The organism is Pseudoalteromonas tunicata (assembly GCF_002310815.1).
In the GTDB taxonomy this organism is placed as follows: Bacteria; Pseudomonadota; Gammaproteobacteria; order Enterobacterales; family Alteromonadaceae; genus Pseudoalteromonas; species Pseudoalteromonas tunicata.
This window is the reverse complement of the sequence record NZ_CP011032.1, coordinates 1,123,242-1,146,360: the sequence shown is the minus strand read 5'-3', so window position 1 is coordinate 1,146,360 and position 23,119 is coordinate 1,123,242. Positions and strand designations below refer to the sequence as shown.

General features: G+C 39.7%; 21 protein-coding genes. 12 read left to right on the top strand and 9 right to left on the bottom strand.

Translation table 11 applies throughout. The annotated features are described in order from the left end of the window. Nucleotides 1-24: 24 nt before the first annotated feature. From PTUN_RS05265 to PTUN_RS05250, 4 genes are all read left to right on the top strand, one after another. Nucleotides 25-1,122: a GNAT family N-acetyltransferase/peptidase C39 family protein gene (locus PTUN_RS05265; RefSeq protein WP_009838662.1), complete on the top strand. Its 1,098-nt coding sequence runs from the start codon at nt 25-27 to the stop codon at nt 1,120-1,122. Nucleotides 1,123-1,307: 185 nt separating this feature from the next. Continuing rightward, entirely contained in the window at nt 1,308-3,992 is a 2,685-nt protein-coding gene (locus PTUN_RS05260) for a PAS domain-containing sensor histidine kinase (protein WP_040643939.1), read from the top strand. Continuing rightward, nucleotides 3,989-4,411, top strand: coding sequence for a response regulator (locus PTUN_RS05255; protein WP_009838660.1), 423 nt, complete (start codon nt 3,989-3,991; stop codon nt 4,409-4,411). Before PTUN_RS05260 ends, PTUN_RS05255 begins: the two co-directional genes overlap by 4 nt. A 47-nt stretch (nt 4,412-4,458) precedes the next feature. Then, a complete protein-coding gene (locus PTUN_RS05250; RefSeq protein WP_009838659.1) occupies nt 4,459-5,397 on the top strand; it encodes a GGDEF domain-containing protein in 939 nt (312 codons plus the stop codon). 507 nt (nt 5,398-5,904) lie between these two features. On the opposite strand, the gene PTUN_RS05245 is transcribed toward PTUN_RS05250, so the two are convergent. Continuing rightward, nucleotides 5,905-6,357, bottom strand: a complete 453-nt coding sequence (locus PTUN_RS05245; protein WP_040643965.1) for an Hsp20 family protein — start codon at nt 6,355-6,357, stop codon at nt 5,905-5,907. 247 nt (nt 6,358-6,604) lie between these two features. Here PTUN_RS05245 and PTUN_RS05240 point away from each other — a divergent pair, with 247 nt between their 5' ends. The 6 genes from PTUN_RS05240 to PTUN_RS05215 all read left to right on the top strand — a co-directional run bounded on the left by PTUN_RS05240 (nt 6,605) and on the right by PTUN_RS05215 (nt 12,747). Continuing rightward, nucleotides 6,605-7,789: a DUF3095 domain-containing protein gene (locus PTUN_RS05240; protein ID WP_009838657.1), complete on the top strand. Its 1,185-nt coding sequence runs from the start codon at nt 6,605-6,607 to the stop codon at nt 7,787-7,789. Between the two features lie 205 nt (nt 7,790-7,994). Continuing rightward, the gene (locus PTUN_RS05235; RefSeq protein WP_009838656.1) at nt 7,995-8,417 is read left to right on the top strand and encodes a response regulator; all 423 of its coding nucleotides are present in this window, start codon (nt 7,995-7,997) and stop codon (nt 8,415-8,417) included. Beyond that, nucleotides 8,414-8,953, top strand: coding sequence for a heme NO-binding domain-containing protein (locus tag PTUN_RS05230; RefSeq protein ID WP_009838655.1), 540 nt, complete (start codon nt 8,414-8,416; stop codon nt 8,951-8,953). Before PTUN_RS05235 ends, PTUN_RS05230 begins: the two co-directional genes overlap by 4 nt. Next, on the top strand, nt 8,946-10,430 hold the full coding sequence (locus tag PTUN_RS05225; protein WP_009838654.1) for a sensor histidine kinase: 1,485 nt from the start codon (nt 8,946-8,948) through the stop codon (nt 10,428-10,430). Before PTUN_RS05230 ends, PTUN_RS05225 begins: the two co-directional genes overlap by 8 nt. Before the next feature lie 126 nt (nt 10,431-10,556). Then, on the top strand, nt 10,557-10,820 hold the full coding sequence (locus tag PTUN_RS05220) for a GrxA family glutaredoxin (RefSeq protein ID WP_009838653.1): 264 nt from the start codon (nt 10,557-10,559) through the stop codon (nt 10,818-10,820). Nucleotides 10,821-10,917: 97 nt separating this feature from the next. Continuing rightward, on the top strand, nt 10,918-12,747 hold the full coding sequence (locus PTUN_RS05215; protein WP_009838652.1) for a DEAD/DEAH box helicase: 1,830 nt from the start codon (nt 10,918-10,920) through the stop codon (nt 12,745-12,747). A gap of 139 nt (nt 12,748-12,886) precedes the next feature. Here the strand turns inward: PTUN_RS05215 and PTUN_RS05210 are convergent, their stop codons facing one another. The 5 genes from PTUN_RS05210 to PTUN_RS05190 all read right to left on the bottom strand — a co-directional run bounded on the left by PTUN_RS05210 (nt 12,887) and on the right by PTUN_RS05190 (nt 17,915). Further along, entirely contained in the window at nt 12,887-14,008 is a 1,122-nt protein-coding gene (locus tag PTUN_RS05210; protein WP_009838651.1) for an HD domain-containing phosphohydrolase, read from the bottom strand. Nucleotides 14,009-14,065: 57 nt separating this feature from the next. Continuing rightward, nucleotides 14,066-15,376: a polyamine export protein PaeA gene (paeA, locus tag PTUN_RS05205; protein ID WP_009838650.1), complete on the bottom strand. Its 1,311-nt coding sequence runs from the start codon at nt 15,374-15,376 to the stop codon at nt 14,066-14,068. 263 nt (nt 15,377-15,639) lie between these two features. Next, entirely contained in the window at nt 15,640-15,918 is a 279-nt protein-coding gene (locus tag PTUN_RS05200; RefSeq protein ID WP_009838649.1) for a YfcL family protein, read from the bottom strand. Continuing rightward, nucleotides 15,919-17,046, bottom strand: coding sequence for an ATP-NAD kinase family protein (locus PTUN_RS05195; RefSeq protein ID WP_009838648.1), 1,128 nt, complete (start codon nt 17,044-17,046; stop codon nt 15,919-15,921). It abuts the gene before it with no gap. 212 nt (nt 17,047-17,258) lie between these two features. Beyond that, nucleotides 17,259-17,915: a glutathione S-transferase family protein gene (locus PTUN_RS05190; protein WP_009838647.1), complete on the bottom strand. Its 657-nt coding sequence runs from the start codon at nt 17,913-17,915 to the stop codon at nt 17,259-17,261. A gap of 115 nt (nt 17,916-18,030) precedes the next feature. Between PTUN_RS05190 and PTUN_RS05185 the strand changes: the two genes are divergently transcribed. Beyond that, nucleotides 18,031-18,891, top strand: coding sequence for a LysR family transcriptional regulator (locus tag PTUN_RS05185; RefSeq protein ID WP_009838646.1), 861 nt, complete (start codon nt 18,031-18,033; stop codon nt 18,889-18,891). A 28-nt stretch (nt 18,892-18,919) separates the two neighbouring features. Here the strand turns inward: PTUN_RS05185 and aroC are convergent, their stop codons facing one another. Both aroC and prmB read right to left on the bottom strand, forming a co-directional pair. Further along, nucleotides 18,920-20,020 (bottom strand): chorismate synthase, encoded by a 1,101-nt coding sequence (gene aroC / locus PTUN_RS05180; RefSeq protein ID WP_009838645.1) that lies wholly within the window; start codon nt 20,018-20,020, stop codon nt 18,920-18,922. 70 nt (nt 20,021-20,090) lie between these two features. Next, on the bottom strand, nt 20,091-21,026 hold the full coding sequence (gene prmB / locus PTUN_RS05175; RefSeq protein ID WP_009838644.1) for a 50S ribosomal protein L3 N(5)-glutamine methyltransferase: 936 nt from the start codon (nt 21,024-21,026) through the stop codon (nt 20,091-20,093). Between the two features lie 112 nt (nt 21,027-21,138). Here prmB and smrB point away from each other — a divergent pair, with 112 nt between their 5' ends. Further along, entirely contained in the window at nt 21,139-21,684 is a 546-nt protein-coding gene (smrB, locus tag PTUN_RS05170) for an endonuclease SmrB (protein WP_009838643.1), read from the top strand. A 29-nt stretch (nt 21,685-21,713) separates the two neighbouring features. On the opposite strand, the gene yegD is transcribed toward smrB, so the two are convergent. Continuing rightward, nucleotides 21,714-23,078, bottom strand: a complete 1,365-nt coding sequence (gene yegD / locus PTUN_RS05165) for a molecular chaperone (RefSeq protein ID WP_009838642.1) — start codon at nt 23,076-23,078, stop codon at nt 21,714-21,716. Between the last annotated feature and the right edge of the window lie 41 nt (nt 23,079-23,119).

The window sequence follows — 23,119 nt, the reverse complement described above, 5'->3', positions numbered from 1 at the left end:
TTTTCGTTAGGAAAATCAGTCCATATGTCGCTTCGCCCCGCCACGCTTGAAGACTTAGATGCGCTAGTCAAGTTAGAAAATGCCAGTTTTAACGCCGACAAAATTAGTCGACGAAGTTTTAACCGCTGGTTAAAGTCGGGCCACAGTTTAATTTATGTTATTAAAGGTCAAACGCAGCTCGATGCATACGGTTTAGTACTGCTACATAAAGGTACTCGACTGGCAAGGCTCTATTCTCTTGCTGTTGCCCCCCATGCCAGAGGCCAAGGGCTAGCTAAACAATTATTGCTGGCACTCGAAGAAGCGGCTGCTGAATCTGGTCGTTTATTTATGCGTCTTGAAGTTGCAAAACCAAATGCCGCGGCGATTGCCCTTTATCAGCAGCTCGGTTACAAAAAGTTTGGTGAATACAGTCATTATTATCATGACCAAAGTGATGCGCTGCGAATGCAAAAGCGGATCCGTAACTTAGCGCCAGCCAAACAACCCAAACCTGTTCCTTGGTATCAACAAACAACCGAGTTTACCTGTGGTCCATCATCTTTAATGATGGCAATGGCCAGTTTATTACCAGAACTTGCGCCTTCACAACCGTTAGAACTCGATATTTGGCGTGAGGCCACGACTATTTTCATGACCTCCGGTCACGGTGGCTGCCACCCTCTTGGCTTGGCTATTGCGGCAAAATTAAGAGGCTTTGACGTAACCACCTATATTAATCATGAGCGCCCTCTTTTCATTGACGGTGTTCGCACCCAAAACAAAAAAGATATCATGACCGTGGTTGAAGTACAGTTTAGAACAAAAGCAGCAGCATTAAATATTACAACGCAATATCAAGATTTTAGCCAACAACAAGTTGAACTTTGGCTGCAGCAAGGGTGTGCGATTATTATTTTAATCAGTACCTATCGAATGGATGGTCGTAAAGTCCCTCACTGGGTTGCAGTCACAGCTATTGATGATGTGTGTTTATATGTTCATGATCCCGATCCCGATGAAGCACGTCCAGATCCGCTCGATTGCCAACATTTACCCATCGCCCGCACTGACTTCGATAAAATGTCGCAGTTTGGAAATGATAAGTTGCGCACTTGTGTCGTACTTCATCCAATAAAATAAAAATTAGCCCTGCTAGTGTGCAGGGCACTCCCAAAAAAAACGGCAACTTTTATATTCACGTTCTGCTCTCACACCAAAGTCAAAACATTCTTTGTAGCTGAAATATTGATTTGATTAAATAAAAAACAAAATCTGCGCGGTAGTCTAAACTCCTTACTAGAGCGTTTATTGACAGGGAAAGTGCATTGATAGAAACACTAAATGGTTTTTTTAATCCCAATTACATGCCGCATGGCCATTGCTATTTATGGCACCCCGCCATTTTATGGACCAATGTCATTTCCGATTTACTGATTGCTTCTGCGTACTTTTCAATCCCGATAGCTTTGTTTATTTTTGTACGCAAACGTGTAGATCTAAAATTTAAACGTATTTTTGTGCTTTTTGCGCTTTTTATCTTATGTTGTGGCATTACCCATTTATTTGGTATTTATACAATTTGGCATGGCAGCTATGGGCTTCATGGCATTGCAAAAGCAATTACCGCAATCGTTTCTGTGATCACCGCCTTTGTTTTATTTAAAAATATTAATACCTTAATTGCTATTCCATCCCCAAAACAATTAGAACAAGCAATTAGCAAGGCAGAGCATGAAAAATCACGCCGTTCTCAACTTGAGCAAGCCCAAAAAGCCGAAGCGATTTTCAAATTTTCATTAGAGCTTCAACCTGCAGGTCTGTTAGTTGTTGATGCAAATCATATTATTCGTGTTGCAAATAAAGCCTTCGAGCAATTATTTAAATACGACACAGACGAACTTATAGGTAAACCACTGCATTGTTTATTACTTGATGAACAAGCAAAATTCCATCATGTATTAACCGATAGTTATTTTAAAAAGCCAATCCAAGGCCATGCCATGGCACAAGGGCGAACTGTGCGTGGTAAAACAAAAAATGGGGATGAAATTTGGGTTGAAATCAATTTATCTGTGCATAATTTTGAGAATGAAAAACACGCTTTTGCATCAGTAAATTCGGTTAGTACTCCGAATAATGAACATAATTTTGTATTCGAAAAGTCCAATCGATTACAACGAGTAATTGATGCAACCGAAGATGGTATTTGGGAGTGGAATGTGCAAACCAACGATGTCTGGTACTCAAATCGCTCAATGCGCATGCTAGGCTACGATCCTGATGTTATTAAACCTGACTTCAGCCTATGGCAAGCTCATGTTCATCCTGATGATAAAGCCCGAGTATTTGAAGCGTTAGATCGGCATTTAAAATATCAAGAGAAATACGATGTGACCTACCGAGGTTTATCTGAAAATCAGCAATACCAATGGATCAGAACCCGAGGGAAAACAATCTATGATACTGATAATAAACCATTATTAATGTCGGGAACCCTAACCAATATTAATCAACTCAAAGAACTTGAGTTGCAATTTAGTCAAAAAAGTCATTTTTTGAAGGCCGTCTTAAACAAATCATTGTGCGCGATATTTATTTACAACATTCATAATCAAAAAATCACTTTTATCAACGAACAATACAGTGAAATAACAGGGTATAGTTTTGAGCAACTGAACCAAATTCAATATCAACATCACCTTTTTACCCTGTTCCACCCAGATGATCAAACCAAACTGAGCTCACATTACAACACCCTGACAGTCAATAAAAACAAAGAGGCTCAAGGCTTAGAATTTAGAATAAAACACGCGCAAGGCCAATGGATTTGGTGCTTATCAAAAGACTCCCCGTACTCCTTTGATGAACAAGGACAAGTAAGTGAAATTATTGGTACTTTTTTTGATGTCAGCGAGCAAAAACAGCAGCGGGACAAAATAAAAGCTCTCGCGCAGGATTTTTATACTACTTTTGAGCAAGCAGCAGTAGGAATCGCTCATGTTGGCCTCGACGGTACTTGGCTAAAAGCAAATCGAAAATTATGCGAAATTTTAGGTTACAGCCACGATGAGCTACTCTCTTTTAACTTTCAAAATATCACTTATCCCGAAGACCTAAATATAGATTTGGAATTAGTAGCACAATTGCTCGCCGATGAATTTGCCCAGTACTCAATGGAAAAGCGCTATATTTGTAAAAATGGCAAAATTATATGGGCTTTTTTAACTGTATCTGTGGTGCGCGATGAGTACCACAATCCAAGCCACTTTATTTCTGTGGTGGAGGATATTTCAGAGCGTAAAGCTGTCGAACAAGCTTTGGCAGAATCGAATCTAGCATTAGAAAAGTTTGCCTACTCTGCATCCCATGATTTACAGGAACCGCTTCGTAAAATTAGTGCATTTTCAGATAGTTTAAGCGAACGTCTCAAGGGAAAATTAGATGATGAAGATGCTGAGTATGAACTAAGTCGCTTGACCGATGCAGCATCAAGAATGCGCGGTATGATCCATAGCCTATTGCAGTTATCGCGCTACTCTAAGCATCAGCTTAATAAAGAGCCAATTCGCTTTTCTGATTTACTCGCCATCATAAGAGAAGACTTGTCAGAGCTAATTATGGAGTCTGACTGTAACTTAATTTTAGAACAAGACTTTACTATTTATGCTGACTTAAATAGCTTTTTGCAAGTACTTCGTAATCTCATTACCAACAGCATTCGCTATAAACAGGCTGAGCTCCAGCCAATAGTCAAATTTAGCCATGAGCTGAGTGAGCAGGAACTAACAATTCGCGTCTCGGATAATGGAACTGGTTTTGATGAGAAATATGCGAGTGAGATTTTTCAACCTTTCAAACGCTTAGCATCAGCTAAAGTGAAAGGATACGGAATGGGGTTGGCTATTTGTAAGCAAATAATCAAAGCCCATGGAGGTGAAATTAAGGTTGAGAGTCACTGTAACCAAGGGACAACATTCACAGTTATATTGCCCATAGAAGAGAAAATATGAAACATTCTCCAATTATATTTTTCATTGATGATGACCCTGATGATCAATATTTAGTACGAAGAGCAATGCAACAGCTTGATTTTAATGTTGAGCTAGTTGGTTTTGAATCAAGTGAGCGCTTATTTAGCCACTTAAATCATTCGGACCCTATTTTACCGGACTTTATTTTACTCGATCTCAATATGCCGATGATAAGTGGTAAAGATGTTTTAAAAAAACTCAAAGGATCTACTACATTAAGCACTATCCCTTGCATTATATTCACGACCTCTCACTCCGATCGCGATGTGGAGGAGTCTTATTTACTTGGGGCAAACTCGTTTATCATTAAGCCAGGAACTTTTGCACAAACAGTAAAAATTATGCAACAGCTATGTGAATACTGGCTCAACACCGTTACGTTAAAAGCAAAGGATTGAACGATGTATTTCATAAGTTCATTTACAACGAATATAAGGACGATTTGATGTTAACAGCACCGAAAATAACGCTCAAAAATCATGATGCTGATTCAACAATTTTAGTAATTGAAGACAACTATGATGACTTTTACCTTGTTAAACAGATGCTTGCGAAAGATTTACGTAAAACTTATTTATTGCTCCACGCAGAAACACTTGAAGAAGCATTTATAACGATAGCGCATGAGAGTGTAAACTTAATTCTACTCGACTTAGGTCTTGCACAAACACAGGGCCTTGAGACTTTAACTCACTTTCGCCATCAAATTGCTGATATTCCCGTAATTGTATTTACAGGGGTGCACGATGAAGACATAGGTGAAAAAGCAATAAAACTCGGCGCCGAAGACTACATCCCAAAATCACAAGCCAATAGTGCTATTTTGTCACGGGCCATTTCATATGCGATTGAGCGACATACCTTACTGACCAAAATCCAACAACAAGTGTGGCTCGACGCACTTACAGGGCTACCAAACCGTTCTGCATTATTTCAATATTTAACAACTCAGATTAATAACGCTCAGCGCAAAAGACTCTCTATCAATGTGGTCATGCTCGATCTTGATGGTTTTAAGGAAATTAATGATGATTTTGGTCATCAAGCAGGAGATGACGTCTTAATCGCTGTTGCTAATCGATTAAACCAAAATAAACGGGCATCTGATTTTATCGCTCGCCTTGGCGGGGATGAATTTATTTGGGTTTTAGTCGAATGCCATCCTGATGAAAAAGTATTGGAGTTACTTGAAGAAAAACTCAGTTTAATTAATGAGCCTATCGTCATTTCGGTCAATGATACGCCACACAATGTTCATGTCGGGGCCAGTATTGGAGTTACAACTTGGCACGGAGAACAAAATCCTCAAATGCTGATTAGTACAGCAGACAAGGCCATGTATATAAGCAAGAATAAAGGTAAAAATAAAATAAGTCTTATTTAATTTTTGTATTGCTAACACATATAACATTGAGCATAACTCTTTGATAGATTTAAGCTATAAAGCACATTTAAATCAGCTTTACTATTTTATACAATTACTGGATTGGTAATTAAAATCTTATAAACTAAAAAAAATAAATAATAAAATATCGTATTTTTCCAAAATCAGAGCCCTCAGCCTAGTTACAAGCTCAGTTTAATTTTGCTCCCTCCCAGGTTAAATAACCTAAATTCTGGATAATAAATCTATCACAGGCAGGTATTATCAATCCTAACAGCCTCAATTCAGATACAACTGAGTCCTATTAACACCTCTATCTAGCTTGGCCTAAAAATCTCTGATAAATGAAGAATAACTTAGATATTTGATTTTAATTAAAAATGTTGGTTAATCTATTATCAAGAACCCAGATTAAGTAAACATTGATAAAATTACGCTTAGCTGGTTATAAAAAACGCCTGTCACTGACAAGCGTTCAAATTGGTTGGGGAGGGAGAAATAAAAAGCTTAATTAACGTTTTCTAATAATTTACTTGCGCCAATCTCTATCTTACGCGGCTTAAGTGCTTCTGGTATTTCTCTTTCTAGGTCGATGTATAACAGCCCATTTTCTAAATTAGCCGACATCACTTTAACATGGTCACCGAGTTGGAACTTACGTTCAAAATTGCGCTCAGCTAAACCTTGGTGAATAAAACGACGCTCTACTTTCTCTGCATCTTTATCTACTTTGACACCAGAAACTTTGAGCGTATTTTGCTCAGTTTCAATACTTAATTCACTTTCAACAAAACCAGCTACAGCCATAGTGATCAAATATTTATCTTCAGCAAGTAATTCGATGTTGTAAGGAGGAAAACTTGGTTGCTTGTCGGTACGAGCCGCCGCATCCATTAATGATGCTAAATGATCAAAACCAATAAAAGAACGATAAAGTGGTGATAAGTCTACTGTACGCATAATGATATCCTCATATAAAGCGATATAAATTTGTGCCATTCATAATGAACTGACGAATAATAAGACCATAACAGGTCGGGTATTTAAGAGCCCCTTAGGCACTCTTAACTAACTAAATAAGGTCAACAAAATTGAATTCAAGGGAATAAATAAAAAATATTTAAAAAATTTACAGTTATGATTAGGCTATCAAACTTAAAAAAACGTAATGTTTATTACGCAACACATAGCTTTAAATAGGAATAAAATGCCAAGGCAGCAAAATTTTTACCAAGACTTAAAAAGCTTTCAACTATTTGAAGAATTTACCAATAGCCAGCATTATAAAGCCCTGCCTGATGAGTGGTTTGTAGTCGTTGCTGATGTCGCTAACTCTACTGAAGCCATTAAACAAGGTCGTTATAAAGAAGTAAATGCGCTAGGGGTGATGACCATAGTGGCCCTGATCAACACCCTAAAAAAGTTTGATATTCCTTATGTTTTTGGCGGTGATGGTTCAACTGCATGTATTCCAAAATATCATTATGATGAAACCTGCCAAGCGCTAGCGGCGTGTCAGGTTTTAGCAAAGCAACAATTTAAGCTATCACTAAGGATTGGATTAGTTTCAATTGCCGAGCTTAGAACCCATGGCTGCGATGTTTTTATTGCCAAATACCAGCCTCATGCTGACTTTAAACAAGCAATGTTTAAAGGCACAGGATTGGCATTTGCCGAAAAGTTAATTAAAGACCCTTCACCTGATAATCCTTACTTAGTTCGCGCTGATGCCACTCAAAATAGTAATCTATTTGAAGGCTTTGAATGTCGCTGGAATGAAGTGCCAAGCCCACATCAACACAATGTGAGCTTGCTCGTACAAACATTAAGCACCAATGAGCATGATAAAGAACAACTCTATAAAGAGATCATTGAGCACATTAAACGCATTTATGGTGACTGGCAGCAATATCATCCTTTACAAGAAAACCAATTATCACTCACCGCTTCGGTAAAACTGCTATCTATCGAAAGTAAAATTCGTAATTACTTACACTCACGTTGGCAAATGCTCAAATACCTTGCACGACTAGAGGTTTTACGATTAGTCGGAATTTGGGTGATGTCACGAAATGTTCAAACCGATAAAACAGATTGGGGGGCTTACAAACAAAACTTAGTTTTAAACAGCGACTTTCAAAAATTTGATGAAGTCTTACGCATGGTTATTTCTGGCACCGAGCAGCAATATCAAAGGCTACGAGATCTGCTGGAAATGTATCATCAACAAGGAAAAATCGTATTTGGTATGCACACCAGTCAACATAGTTTAATCACTTGTATCGTTACAGATTACAATAAAAATCATACTCACTTTTTAGATGGCTCTAATGGTGGATATGCACTGGCAGCTGTTGAAATGAAAGCGCAATTAAAAAATAAGGCTATCTAAGCCCAATTGAGTGCTTTTAATCCCTTCTAACATAACAAAACGGGCAATTAAGTTTAAAACAATCTTATTTTAAACTTGATGCTTCATAAAAAAGTATCAAAATTTCACTTTAAGAATGTCAATATTTAACAAGCTAAAATATATCAACATATTACAAATTAAGCACTTTTTAAGATTTCATCTATCATAAAATTTGGAGGTGTCTATGGCACATATATTATTAGTAGATGATGAGCCTGAAGTACTCATTGCCTTAAGTCGCATTTTGCGAAAGCAGTATGAATTAAGCACAGCTAACAATGCGCATGAAGCATTAGATTTACTAAATCAAACACACGTTGACCTAGTAATCTCAGACATTCGCATGCCCACAATGAGTGGAATAGAATTACTAAAAAAAATTCGTGAACTTTATCCCCATATGGGCCGAATTTTATTATCCGGCTATGCCGATATGGAGCAATGCCAACAAGCTATCAGCGATGAGGTTGCGAGAATAATTTTGTCTAAGCCTTGGGATAACTTTGAACTTAAAGACATCATAGCGCTAATAGTCGAATTAACTGAACTAAAAAGTGAAAACACCCAATTGAGATTACAACTTGATGAACAAAGGAATACTGTATGAAAGGAATAATCTTTACTAATTTTGCAGATTTTATCGGTGAAGCATTTGGTTTAGTTGTGTGGCAAAATGTGCTTGACGCAACAGCTTTAGAAGCAGATGGCAGTTATGTTGGCACTATGACCTATTCTGATAGTGAATTTATGACGCTCTTTAGCTCAGCATGCGAGCATTGCCAGCGTGACCCGATACAAATGCAGCTTGAATTTGGCCGCTGGCTTTTCCCAACCTTATTTTCCAAAAGCCCTGCTGCGGTTAAGCTAATTGATAATCTAAAAGAGTTCTTATTTTCCATCGATACTATTGTTCATGTTGAAGTTAAAAAACTCGATCCTGAAGCAAAAACGCCCTCTCTTAATTGTGTTGAAATTGATGAGAACACCCTCTGTATAGATTATTTATCATCTCGTGGTATGGGCTATTTAGCCAAAGGGTTAATTGAAGGAGCAGCAAATCACTTTGAGCAAAAAGCTAATGTGATTATTACACCGAGCGACAATCCTGAGAAATTTAAACTAGTAGTGACTTTACATGACTAATCACGACCTTCAAGCTCAACTAGTTGCAACCGAAAAGGCGCTTCTTAGAGAAAAGCGTTCTCGAATGCAAGTTGAACTGCAACTTGAAGAATTTAGCCATCGCGCCTATGAGTCAAAAGTATTATTAATGGAGGCTTATGAGCAAGCCTCAAGTAAGCAAGTTCACTTACAATTTTTGTCCTATCTGACTTCTGACATTTTGTCAGAAAAATCTCTGGATGAACTGCTCATAGCCTTTATTGAACATGTTTTGAAGCTGATTGATTATAAATATGCATTTCATATTAAATATCACCATGAACAACCGGAACTATCGAGTGCTTTGCTCAAAGTAGAGCAAAATGCATGGAACGAATTTAAGCTCAATGATGCAATGCTGTCTTATATTATCCAGTTTAAAAACACAAATCATGATGAATGGCAGTTTACAGAATACGAAAATTGTTTTTTTTACTCCATGAAACAGCTTGCAGTCAGTAAAGAACTATTAAGTGTCGTTTATCCTCTTTCAACCACTGAATCAGGCTTAATTGCCATCGCTTTAGATAAAATTGAAAACAAAACTGAATTTTTTCAAACTATTAATACCGCTATTAAGCAGCTAACTTCTGCAATATTTCGCCGTAAAACCGAAGAAAAACTCCAGAGAAATTACGCAAAACTAAAAACAACCTATGACGAACTCCACAAAACACAAAAACAGCTACTACAAAGTGAAAAAATGGCATCATTGGGTCAACTCGCTGCAGGAGTAGCCCATGAAATAAACAATCCTTTAGCCTACATCAAAAGCAATTTAACAACCTTGCTCGATTATATAGATGAATATAACGGTTTACTTCATGCTATTGAGACTCTAATCCCTGAAGAGCAACACGATAAAATCAATCAAATTAAAATAGAACGTGATTTTGAATTTATTGAACAAGATTTAAATCAACTTGTCCCGACCACTTTACAAGGTGTCAACCGAGTTAAAGAAATTGTCGATAGCTTAAAGTCATTTTCACGAGCTGACGATGGCGGTGACGCACAAAAAATGTCTCTCGCTAAATGTATCGATGACTCTCTTAAAGTGGTGTGGAACTCATTAAAATACGATCATAAAGTTGAAATGCTTATCCCTGAAGATCCGCCTTTAATAATTTTAGGTTTCTACGGTAAATTACAGCAGGTTTTTGTTAACTTTTTCGTTAATGCAGCCCAAGCAATGCCAAATGGAGGGCAGTTAACAATTGCAGCTTCAAGTAATGTCCTGCAACATACAATCACTATCACCGATACTGGATGCGGTATGGATGAAGCAACTCAACGGCAGATTTTTAATCCTTTTTTTACCACAAAACCTGTCAACGTTGGCACTGGTTTAGGCCTCTCGGTTAGTTTTGCAATTCTACAGTCGCACAATGTTGATATTCAAATTGAATCGACCGTTGGAGTTGGCACCACATTTACTCTTATTTTTCCTCGAACATAAATGACACCTTCTATTATTGATTTTTTAAGCCATCTATTTTTTAGTGCGGTGACATCGATTTAATTGAGTTTATTTTGAACATCATTTCAATAATACTCTCCACATCAAAACGAAAGAGGATATTCAATGTTTACTGTAATTTTTGGCCGTGATGGCTGCCCATATTGTGTTCGCGCAAAAGAGCTTGCCACTAAACTAAGTAACGAACGTGATGACTTTAGTTTCAAGTATGTTGATATCATTAAAGAAGGGATCTCAAAAGCCGATCTCGAAAAATCAGCGGGTGTACCTGTTGAGACTGTACCGCAAATTTTTCTCGACCAAAAACACATTGGTGGTTTTACAGACTTTGAAGCTTATGCCAAAGCTAATTTGGGTTTATACCAATAAAAATGCGGTCTTGCGGCCAATGTGGAGTTAAATTCACAAGCATAATGAAGCCAACTCCTGTATAATCTGCGCCTTATTCAACTTCTGAGGCGCTTTAATGTCCGAACCAGTTACTTTTTCATCCTTAAACTTATCTCCTGAAATCTTAAAATCCGTCGAAAAACTAGGTTATGTTACGCCTTCTGAAATCCAAGCGCAGTGTATTCCTTTTTTATTAAATGGTAAGGATGTTCTCGGACTGGCTCAAACGGGCACGGGTAAAACCGCAGCGTTTGCTTTGCCGTTACTTAATAACATCGATGCAACAGTTAAACACCCTCAAGTACTAGTACTTGCACCGACTCGTGAGCTCGCAATTCAAGTTGCTGAAGCGTTTGAGCAATACGCCCAATTCATTAAAGGCATTAACGTATTAGCATTATATGGTGGCCAAAGCTATAACGTGCAACTGAGTGGTTTACGTAATGGCCCTCAAGTCATTGTGGCGACTCCAGGTCGATTAATTGACCATTTAAACCGTGGCACAATTAAGTTTGATCATCTAAAAGCACTTGTGCTTGATGAAGCCGACGAAATGCTCCGCATGGGCTTTATTGAAGATGTTGAAACCATCATGGCAAAAACACCGAAACAAAAACAAACGTGTTTGTTTTCGGCCACTATGCCACAACAAATTCAAAAGATTTGCAGCACTTACTTAGAAGATGCTGAACATGTTCATATCTCTGCGCGTAACAGCACAGTAGAAAGTGTTGAACAAGTTTATTGGCAAGCCAATACCCATAAAAACAATGCTATTATCCGTTTCTTACAAGCTGAAACCTATGACGGTGCCATTGTATTTGTGCGCACACGTAACGATACCGTTGAAATTGCCGAGCTACTTGAACAAGCTGGTTTCTCTGCTGCACCACTTAATGGTGATATGAATCAACAAGCCCGTGAGCGTACTGTTGAGCGTTTAAAAAATGGCTTACTTGATATTGTTATTGCAACCGATGTCGCTGCTCGTGGTTTAGACGTTGACCGTTTATCATTAGTAATCAATTACGATATCCCACAAGATTCTGAAGCGTATGTGCACCGTATTGGTCGTACCGGCCGTGCAGGTCGTACAGGTAAAGCAATTTTATTCGTAAAACATAATGAACGTCATTTATTACGCAATATTATTCAGCATACCAAATCAACCATTAATAATGTTGATATGCCAAGCACTGCATTAGTTGAAGAAAAACGCATTCAACAACTAGCAATTAAAGTCGCTGCAAGTGCAGAGCAAAAAGACATTCTTTTTTACAATGAATTAGCTGAAAAGTTATCTGAACAATTAGGCTTAGTTGGTACTGATTTAGCGGGTGCATTATTGTACTTAGCTCAGCAAAGTGCACCGATTAAAGTTAAAGAAGTGGCTATTCATCGTGAAGCGCGTAATGACCGCGATGGAAAATCACGTGAACGCAGTGCTCGCCCAGAGCGTGATGGCCGTGCTCGTCGCGAAGAGCGTGCACCACGTGAACCGCGTCGTGATTCAGATAAACCCCGTGAACGTCGCAACAGCGAAAATGGCCCAATGGATACTTACCGTATCGATATCGGCCGTGAGCATGGTGTTCAGGTGAAAAACATTGTTGGTGCGATTGCCAATGAAGCTGATATTCCAAGTAAATTTATTGGTGATATTCGTTTATTTGATGATCACAGTACAGTGCAATTACCACTGAATATGCCAGCAGAAACACTCCAGCATTTCAAAAAAGTGTTTATTTGCAAACGCCCAATGAACTTGGTTTTACACAACGATAAAAACCATAGTCATGATAAAGCCCATGGCACTGAAAAAGTACACAATTACGATAAACCAGCTTCAGCCAATCGTGCTAAAGCCGTTGAAAAACGCGGGCCTCGTGCGCCACGTAATAAGTAATTAGCTTGTTATAATTAATAAAAAAACCAGTGCTCACTTGCACTGGTTTTTTTTACTCTTGTATTTGCTAAATCATCGACCTTTAGCAGTTTAAGCAAAGTGGAACTCTTAAAAAGTAATAACCCAGAGGTTGGTAAAATTAATCTGGATAAGTCCCATCAAAGGTAGGGTTATCGAGGATACATTTTAAAAATGCATCAACCACATAAGAGTCATACAGTAACCCCCGCCCTCTTTTTATTTCCTCAATTGCTTTACTTTTACCCGGCGCTTTTCGATAAGGTCTATCATTGGCCATCGCATCAAAGGTATCAGCCACTGCAATGATCCGCGCTTCAAGGCAAATTTCATGTTCAGTTAAACCAGACGGATAACCAGAACCATCAATACGCTCATGATGCTGGCTGATCATTTCTTTAATTGGCCAAGGAAAGAGCGTTTCTTTAAAAATCTCCTCACCATTCCCTGGATGGGTTTTTAATAAAGCCAGCTCTTCATTACTTAAAGTTCCAGGTTTATTTAAAATCGCACTGGGAATGATCATTTTACCAATATCATGGATAAGTGCCCCAACATACAAACCAACACTTTGCTTTTCAGGTAACAGCAGTACTTTTGCAATTTCAGTGCAAATATAAGCGACATTTTTTTGATGATTTGAAGTATATAAATCACGTAGCTCTAAGGCATGGGAAATCGCTTTTAGCATTTCAAGTAATACTTGATGGCTACTCTGACGGCTAAACGCAGTCTCAAGTTCGGCTTCACGCTCATGAATTTTGGCCAACTTCAAACGAACTAATAACCAAGTATCGGCTATTTTACTTTCAATAAACGCAATATCCTCTTGACTATATTGACCATTTTTATTGCCAATCCCCAACACAGCAATTATTTGCTCATTTAAAAATAATGGAAAAGCAACGTGGTTATCTAATGGAAAATGATCTTTTGGCAAGCCTTGGGCACTTGCTTGTTGTTGATAGCTGTTATGTACCACGGTATGACGTTTTCGAATTGCATCAGCCCAAATCCCGGCCTCTTTGAGTGGATAATGGTTATTGTAGCTTGCGGCGCAATTTTCTAATACCGATTTAGACCAAACATTCAATACAAGCTGCTGACTTTGTTCATCAAATAAATGTAAATAGCCAATATTACTGTCGCTAATGCTGACTATATATTCTAAAAAGTCTTGGTAAACACCTTTATCAGTGAAATAGTTTCTTCTTTTGAGTGTATCAAGTAATGATCTATCCATAAAAATCCTCCCTTGGTACTCAGTATAGAAAACTCAGTTCTCACCGCAACGAAACTATTAGCTAATTTTCTCATCCGGTATTATCACAGCTTCGACCACTCTTGATACGAGCAATTGCTCAACGCGTATTCCCTCAACATCAATGGCTTCAAATTTAAATCCTTCGTGAATTACGTAATCTGTGCGTTTTGCTAACCGTTTAAGCATATAGATTAAAAAGCCAGCCACTGTTTCGTATTGGCTATTGTTTGGAAAGGATTCAATTTCAAGTAAACGCATTAAATCAACAATCGGTGTGGCACCATCAACTAACCAAGAGTTTGCATCTCGTTGTACGATTTGCTCCTCACCATGAAACGTGACTAAATTACCCATAAAACTACTCATTAAATCTTTTACCGTGACCATGCCAACCACCATGGCATATTCATTCACTACAATGGCAAATGGTCGAGCTGCGGCTTTAAACGCATTAAGCGCTTCAGATAAAGTCAGGGTTTCGGGTAAATAGAACAAATCTTTATCTATAATTTCCTCTTTTAAGCTCACGGGTTCGCCTTTAAGTAACTGACGCAAAATCTCTTTTGACTCCACTGAACCAACTAATTTATCAAGGCTACCGTCACATATTAAAAAGTGATTATGTGGATGCTCTAAAATTTTGGCGCTAATTGTTTCACTGTCATCATCAATATCAAAATACACCAAATACTCACGAGTGGTCATTGCAGTCGGTAAAGTGCGCCCTTCAAGCTCAAATACATTACCTATTAAGTGATATTCTTGCTGTTGCAAACTGCCATACTCTGCACCTGCATCCATCATCGCCACAATATCTTCGGTAGTGACAATTTCTTCACGCTCAGTGGGTAAATTCATAATTCGAAGTACTAAATTACTAATACCGTTAAATAAAATAACCAGAGGTTTGAGCGCGTAAGTAACCGCGTTCATCAATAAGACTAATTTCATTGCCATGGTTTCAGGCATGATCATCGCAATTCGTTTTGGTAATAAATCAGCAAAGAGAATGAACAGTGAAGTGATAGCAAAAAACGAGAAGAAAAAGCTAATTTGTTCAGCTAAAGGCCCAACATAAAATAAACTAACAAACTCAGCAATATAAGGACTTAAAGCTTGCTCACCAACAATACCACCCATAATCGCAATGGCGTTAAGGGCAATTTGGATCATGGCAAAAAATGCCCCTGGGTTTTCTTGCAGTGTTAACACGGCTTGCGCTTTGACATCGCCTTCTTCAGCCATCACCCGCAATTTAATTTTGCGTGCCGCCGCAATTGCAATTTCTGACATTGCGAACAATGCACTGATCGCAATGAGTATCGCAATCCCAATTAAATCACCCATAAAATTTCCTTAAGCCTTTGTTTTTACAAAAAGCGACACGTCTAAAATTGGCGCAATTATTCACGCAAAAGGTGTTAACTGCAATCTAATTTATCGCTCTTTTTAACTTAACTATAGACGGGGATTTTAAGAAGGGAAATGTTTTAAAAACAATAATCTAGCAAAAATTTCTATCTTTTTAGGTGCTGTTTCAAGCTATTTTTGTCATCGAACAATAAAAAACCACCAGAGCATTTAACTTAAGTAACACTCTGGTGTGAAGATTAGGCTACTAACGCTTTAATTTGTTCCCAAATAACTACCACGTGACGCTTGTCGTCATCGTTGAGTTCACCATTATGGTAGGCTTTAACTAAGCTTTTTTCGATATTGGCATTAAGCTCTTCGATGGTTAGTGCTTGTTCATCTACTTGAGCATAACCAACCGCTAAATCAAAATGACCTCTTAAATAGCCGCCGGCAAACAATTCGTCATCGCTTGCATGCTCAACCAAGTTATCAAAAAATTGCTGGGCGCTTTCTACATATTCAAGGTACGACATTTATATTTCCTCTTGATGACCAACGCGATACAACACGTGATCGTTAAATCCGGTAATAACATTAATAAATCCACTGAGCTCATCATCTAATTGACTGTCGCCAGTATCGGCAATCAATGGGCGACCGTTCAGTGCCTGAAGCTTAGTTTTTGTTGCAATAACCATGATGTTTTCTTTGCCTAGGGTACGAATAAGCGCAGGACTTAATTGTTGATTACCCCGACCAAAAATATGCCCTTGGCCACCAATTAAAGTGATAATAAGTTTAGTTGGCTTTTGTGCAATATAATCAAGTAATTGGGCAGCTGTGAGGTCACTCGCCACAAGGTTTTGATCATCCACTAAATCAACCCCAAGCAAAGTATTATTTAAGCCCATTTCGGCCATCACAGCGCCAACGGTTGAACCAGAGCCCATGATGTATTGCCAATCTTCATCCATTTGCGATACAACATAAGCGGCGATGTCAGCCAATACCAGTTCATCGGTTTCTTTGCCACCGTTTTTAACGGCTTGCACATAGCGCAATTCACACGGTACCTGCATTTCACCATAACGTTTTGCTTTTACTGTACCTTGGCGAAACGCATCTTCGTCTATGTCCATTACATCCGCTTCGGTTAAGGTCACTAATTCACCTTTAACTAAAAGTTCAACCACACGGCCTGCTGCTTTTGGGGTAATTGCATATACGCCAGAATGAATTTTACAGCCTGCAGGTACGCCAAGTACTGGCAACGCATCAGCAACAACCGAACAAATATTTCGTGCTGTACCATCGCCACCTGCAAATAAAATTAAATCAACACCCTGAGATTTGAGCAAACGAGCCGCTTCTTCGCTATCTGCTGCTGTTGAAGGTATGTCGGCGTGATATATAACTTGAGTATTAAAACCTAATTCGTTTGCTATGGTTTCACCCATCTCGCCGCTCACAGTAAATATCTCAATTTCATGCTGATACGGTAATAAAACATCGAGCGCTGCTTTGGTTCGTATGTTGGCTTTGGGCTCTGCACCGAGTGCGAGTGCTTTGGCAGCCGTTTGTGCGCCATCGCTGCCTTTTAAGGCCACCGAACCACCAAGTCCAGCAAAAGGATTTACAATCAAACCTAGTTTAAATTTCATCTCTTACTTCTTCAAAAAGGAGCCTATTGGGCTCAATACTCATTGCTTGCAGTAGCAACGCATCAAAGCGCAGCTCATAGGTGATAAAACTGCTGGCGATTGTACGGATTTTTCACTACAAAGTAAAAGTGAGCTCGTTAATTCTAGTCCCCATTAACAGGCAAAAAGCCGAGCTAAGCTCGGCTTTTTGCATTGATTTTACCTAAGCTAGATTATACATCAGTGCCCGCTTCGTCGGCTTGCACCATTGTTGTTTCCAGTAACGCAGCGTCAATCCAACGCTTTAGCACCTCAGATGCCAATACGTGATTAAGATAACAAGTTGCATCGTCACTTAAATTTATTTGATAGGTTTTTAACCTTAAAACCACTGGGGCGTACATGCAATCAACAATTGACCATTGGCCAAATAACCAACCACCTTGCGCGCGATGAACCTGCTGCATTTGCTCTGCGAAAATGGTATCAATACGAGCAATATCTTTGAGCGCAGCCTCACTGAGTTCAACATGACGAGTAGCGCGAATATTCATCGGCATTTCGTTGCGCAGCGCATAAAATCCCGAATGCATTTCAGCTGCAAGCGCGCGTGCTTTGGCACGCTCAGCTAAATCCTCAGGCCATGCAGTGCCATTTAGATAAGCATCATTGATATATTCGCAAATCGCTAACGAATCCCAAACTGTGATGTCATTATCAATTAACAGCGGCACTTTTTGGCTAGGAGTCAAAGGCGCAAGGGTCTGATAAAATTCAGGAGTATCTAATTCAAGCATGACCTCATCAAATGAAACACCTGATTTCGCAAGCATTAACCATGCGCGCAGTGACCAACTCGAGTAATTTTTATTGCCTATATAAAGTTGCATTATCATTTCCTTGTGGTGAGATTAAGACTAAATTAAAGCAATTTTTGCTGTGCTACTAACGCTTTATTTTGATATAACCTATTCATAAATCAAATAGGTTAGTTTAAGGAACCTGATGGATATTGAAGCCCTTCGCACCTTGCTGGCCTTTGTTGAAACAGGCAGTTTTACCCGAGCTGGATTACAAATTCACCGCACCCAATCGGCCATTAGTATGCAAATGAAAAAGCTAGAACAAGAGCTTGGCAAAACGCTCTTTATCAAACATGGCCGCAACTTGGTGCTTTCTGCTGAAGGATTATTACTTGCTCGCGATGCAAAACAACTGGTGCATCTTCACGACCAAAGTGTGCTTAATATTAAACAACCTAAGCAACGCCTAATGCTGCGTTTAGGTTGCCCTGATGATTATGCCAAGCGAGTCTTACCAGACGTAGTTGCGCTGTTGCATCAAGAATTTTCAAATCTTGAGCTTAGTATTAGTACCGCATCGAGCATTGTGTTACGTGAGCAGCTCGACCAAGGCCTGTTAGATTTAGCAATTGTGACGCGCGCGCCCAATAGTGAAGAAGGCTATTTGCTGCAAACGGCTCAAGGAGTGTGGCTTAAGCACCCACAATTTAAGCTAAAACCTGAACACAGTTTGCCAATTGTGGTATTTCAAAAAGATTGTAAATTTCACCAAGCGGCTGTTGAAGGGCTGCTAAAATTATCGCAACCGTTTCATATTGTTGCCAATTGTGCCAGCGCCAGTGTGCTCAATGGGATTGTTGATCACGGTTTAGCCATTACCGCGATGGCAGATATTAGTCAGTCGCAATACGCAGAGCAAATTAAAGCCCCTTTTTTACCGGCTTTACCCAGCATTGCGATTGTTTTAATTAGCGCCTTGCATCCGTTAAATCCAATATCCAGCGCACAAGCAAAACAACTCAGTGAACGCTACCAAACCCTAGTCAATAAAAAAGACGCTTAACGCGTCTCTTTTAAAATCTAAACTTTGCTTATTTAATTGAACCCGGTATTGGGCCATGCGCTAAATTCACATGAGGGTTTTGCCCGCGTTGACGCAGCAAATGATCCATTAAGGTGATCGCGAGCATCGCTTCTGCAATTGGGATCGCGCGAATGCCGACACATGGGTCGTGGCGACCTTTAGTGATCATTTCAACCGATTCATTGCTGGTATTAATACTATTACCGGGAATGGTGATACTTGAGGTGGGCTTAAGCGCAATCGAGGCAATAATATCTTGCCCTGTTGAAATCCCAGCCAACGTGCCACCAGCATGATTTGAGGTAAAACCCTGTGGTGTTAATTCATCTCGGTGCTCAGACCCTTTTTGCTCAACCACCGCAAAACCGTCACCAATTTCGACCCCTTTAACCGCATTAATGCTCATTAAAGAGTGGGCAATTTCAGCATCTAAGCGATCAAATACTGGCTCGCCTAATCCTACTGGCACGCCTGTGGCAACCACCAGCACTTTAGCGCCTATGGAATCGCCGGACTTTTTAAGCTCGCGCATGTATTCATCAAGGGCGTCTAGTTTGCTTGAGTCAGGAAAGAAAAATAAATTGTTTTCAACTTCTGACCAGTCAATAACCTCGGCTTTAATTGGCCCAAGTTGACTTAAACAGGCTTTAACTTCAATGCCGTGATACTGTTTTAAGTATTTTTTAGCAATGGCCCCCGCCGCAACCCGAATGGCGGTTTCGCGCGCAGATGAGCGACCACCACCGCGATAATCACGTACGCCGTATTTGTGCCAATAGCTATAATCGCCATGGCCTGGGCGAAAAACATCTTTAATTTTGCCGTAATCTTGCGAGCGCTGATCGGTATTTTCAATCAATAAACCAATACTCGTACCCGTGGTTTTACCTTCAAATACGCCAGATAAAATTTTAATTTGGTCGTCTTCACGACGTTGGGTGGTATAACGACTTTGCCCCGGTTTACGGCGATCTAAATCGATTTGTAAATCGGCTTCGCTAATTTCCAATCCCGCAGGACACCCATCTACTACACCGCCAAGCGCAACCCCATGGCTTTCACCAAAGGTGCTGACACAAAACAGCCGTCCAATACTATTACCTGCCATTTTTTACCTCATCCCCAAAAAATGTCATGCCACTGAAATACAGCTTGAGCGCATCAAGCTGTGCGTTAAATTAATCTTCGATACTACGAATTAGCGCTTCTTTTGAAATAACAAACACGCCTAAGCCGCCTTTTTCAAAATCAATCCACTCAAACTCAGCATTTGGATAAATATCTTCCATGTGTACCATAGAATTACCCACTTCAACAAATAACAAACCGTTATCGTTTAGATGTTCAGCAGCACCGGCCAAAATTCTACGTGTTACGTCTAAGCCATCAACCCCAGATGCTAAACCAAGCTCTGGCTCATGGTGGAATTCGTTTGGTAAATCTGCCATATCTTCGGCATCAACATACGGTGGATTGGCAATAATTAAATCGTATTTTTGGCCGATAACACCCGAAAAAACATCCGATTGAATAGGGAAAACTCGGTCTTCAACTTGATAATCGCTGATATTAATATCGGCTACATCTAATGCATCGGTTGAAATATCCACCGCATCTACTTGCGCATCATCAAATTTTTCGGCTAGTGCAATGGCAATACACGCAGAGCCAGTACACATATCTAAAATACGATGTACCGCTTGGTCTTCGCTTAACCACGGTGCAAAACGCTTTTCAATCAGTTCTGCAAATGGCGAACGCGGAATTAAAACACGCTCATCAACATAAAATGGTGAGCCGGCAAACCAAGCTTGATTGGTTAAATAAGCCACAGGAGTGCGGTTATTGACCCGCTCTGCAACCACTTGAGCAAGGGTTTCTTTTTCTGATTGAGTTAAACGGGTATTAACTAATTCTTTAGGTGTATCAATTGGTAACGATAAAGTCGGCAACAATAACGTCACGGCTTCATCCCATGCGTTATCAGTACCATGACCAAAAAAGAGCCCAGCAGCTGAGAACTGGCTAGCACTCCAGCGTAACCAATCATTAATAGTTTTTAAATCAGAGATAGCTTCGTCTAGTTGTGCGGCCGATAAAAATTGTTCAGTCATGAGAAATACACTTTTAAGATCCAATATTGAACGCCTATTGTAGCGTCAAAACAAAGGTGCGAGGTACTCATTCACCTCGATTTTTTACATTTTTTTGTTTACACTGCGCGCCATGAAAAAGACTCCCGCTATTGACGCTGATGAACTCGCCCTATTTCGCCAAGAAATAGCAGGTGCGCGTGCCTTTAAACAAGACAAAATTCATTTCTCTCGGCCAACAAAAAAAAATACCATCAGCACTCAAGCTAAACAAATTAAGCTTGAACAGGCTGAGTTTTTCTTTTCTGACCAATACGAGCCAAATATTGATAGCAAAGCGGTTTTGTCATACGTCAAAGAAGGTCACGATAGCTTTTTAGCCAAACAATTACGCCGCGGTGACTTTCCGCCTGAGCTTATTTTAGATTTACATGGCTTAAATAAAGAAGATACCAAAGCAGAGCTAGTCGCCTTAATCAGCGCCTGCAAAAAACAGCATATTCACTGTGCATGTGTAATGCATGGCATAGGTCAGCAAGTACTGAAAAACAAAGTACCGCACTATTTAGTGCAGCACCCTGATGTAATTGCGATGCATCAAGCACCGCTTGAATGGGGTGGCAAAAGTGCAGTCCTTATTTTAATCGACCTGCACCTTCCTCATGATCCTAAGTATTAATTTACTCTTTCGTTAACTTAACCGTCACGTTAACTAAATAGCTGCATTGCGCGCTTAGTTAAGCCTGCGGTTACACTACCAAAGTGGTCGCCATTAAGCATAGGAATATCACCTAAAGCCAGCTGCAACGCCTGTTTTAACAACGGTGATTGTGCACTACCACCGGTTAAATAAATGATATCTGGCACTGTTGCCGCATCGCTAATGGCATCTTGCGCCAACGACACCACTTGGCTAATTGAACCAGCAATGGCTTGTGCTAGCTGCGCTTGGTTAAGCTGCTGCACTAAGTTTTTCTCAAAATCATTTAACTCAACCCGCGTTTCTGCCGTGCTCGATAAAGCAATTTTGGCCAGTTCCGCTGCGCGTACTAATTGATGGCCTTGCTTATTTTGCTGCAAATTAATTAAGCGATTAAATAAATCAGGTTGTTTAACTTCTTTAAAAATTTGCTGCAAATGGCGCAGGTTTTTCTCACTATAAAACTCACTTTGTAAAATTACATCATTAATTTTACATGCTTGCCAAAATGGTTGGTTAGGGATTTCAAGGCCTGATTTAAGCGCGGTTTTAGCGCCAAAAAGCGGCATTAACCCGTGGTACGCTAAGCTAATATCTAAATCGTTACCACCAATACGCTTACCGCTATGAGCTAAAAAGTCTGCTTGGCGGTCGGTTTTGTCACGAAAATCCGGGCCCATTTGCACAAACGAACAATCGGTTGTACCACCGCCGATATCGATAACTAATACTTTTTTATTTTCAGTTAAAGTTGTTTCAAAATCGATACCTGCTGCAAGCGGCTCATATAAAAACTCAACATCAATAAAACCGGCTTTTTTCGCTGCATTACTTAAAATAGTGAGCGCTTGTTGATTACTTTGCTCAGCACCAATAGCCTGAAAGTTAACTGGGCGGCCAATCACGGTTGAGGTTAAACTTTGCCCTAAATGCGCTTCTGCACGTTGTTTGAGCGCCATGATCATCACAGTCGCAATATCTTCAAAGAAATCGAGTTGGCTTGGTTTTAAGCCTACAGCACCAAAAAATGATTTTGGCGATTTGATGTAATGCCCCTCTTCTGGGTTGGCAATGTATTGCTCAACGGCATCGCGGCCAATGTGCACTACACATTCATCATCTTGCAGATCAAACTCAGACTTAGCAAAGGCTAAACTATTTAGCAGCGGCGCACGTGTGCGCTGAAAATCAGCTCGTAAGTCTTTACATTGCAGACCTTGATTGACCTGATGAACGATTAAACTTGGGTGTAAGGCGTACAAACTTGACGGTAAATAACAGTTATCTTGCTCAAGTGGCACCAATTCAGCACGATTATTTTGCCACACGCCAATGGCGCAATTTGCACTCCCATAATCGAAACCAACAAACATAAGCACCTCTTTTGCAAAAGGCGCGAAGTTACCATACTCAC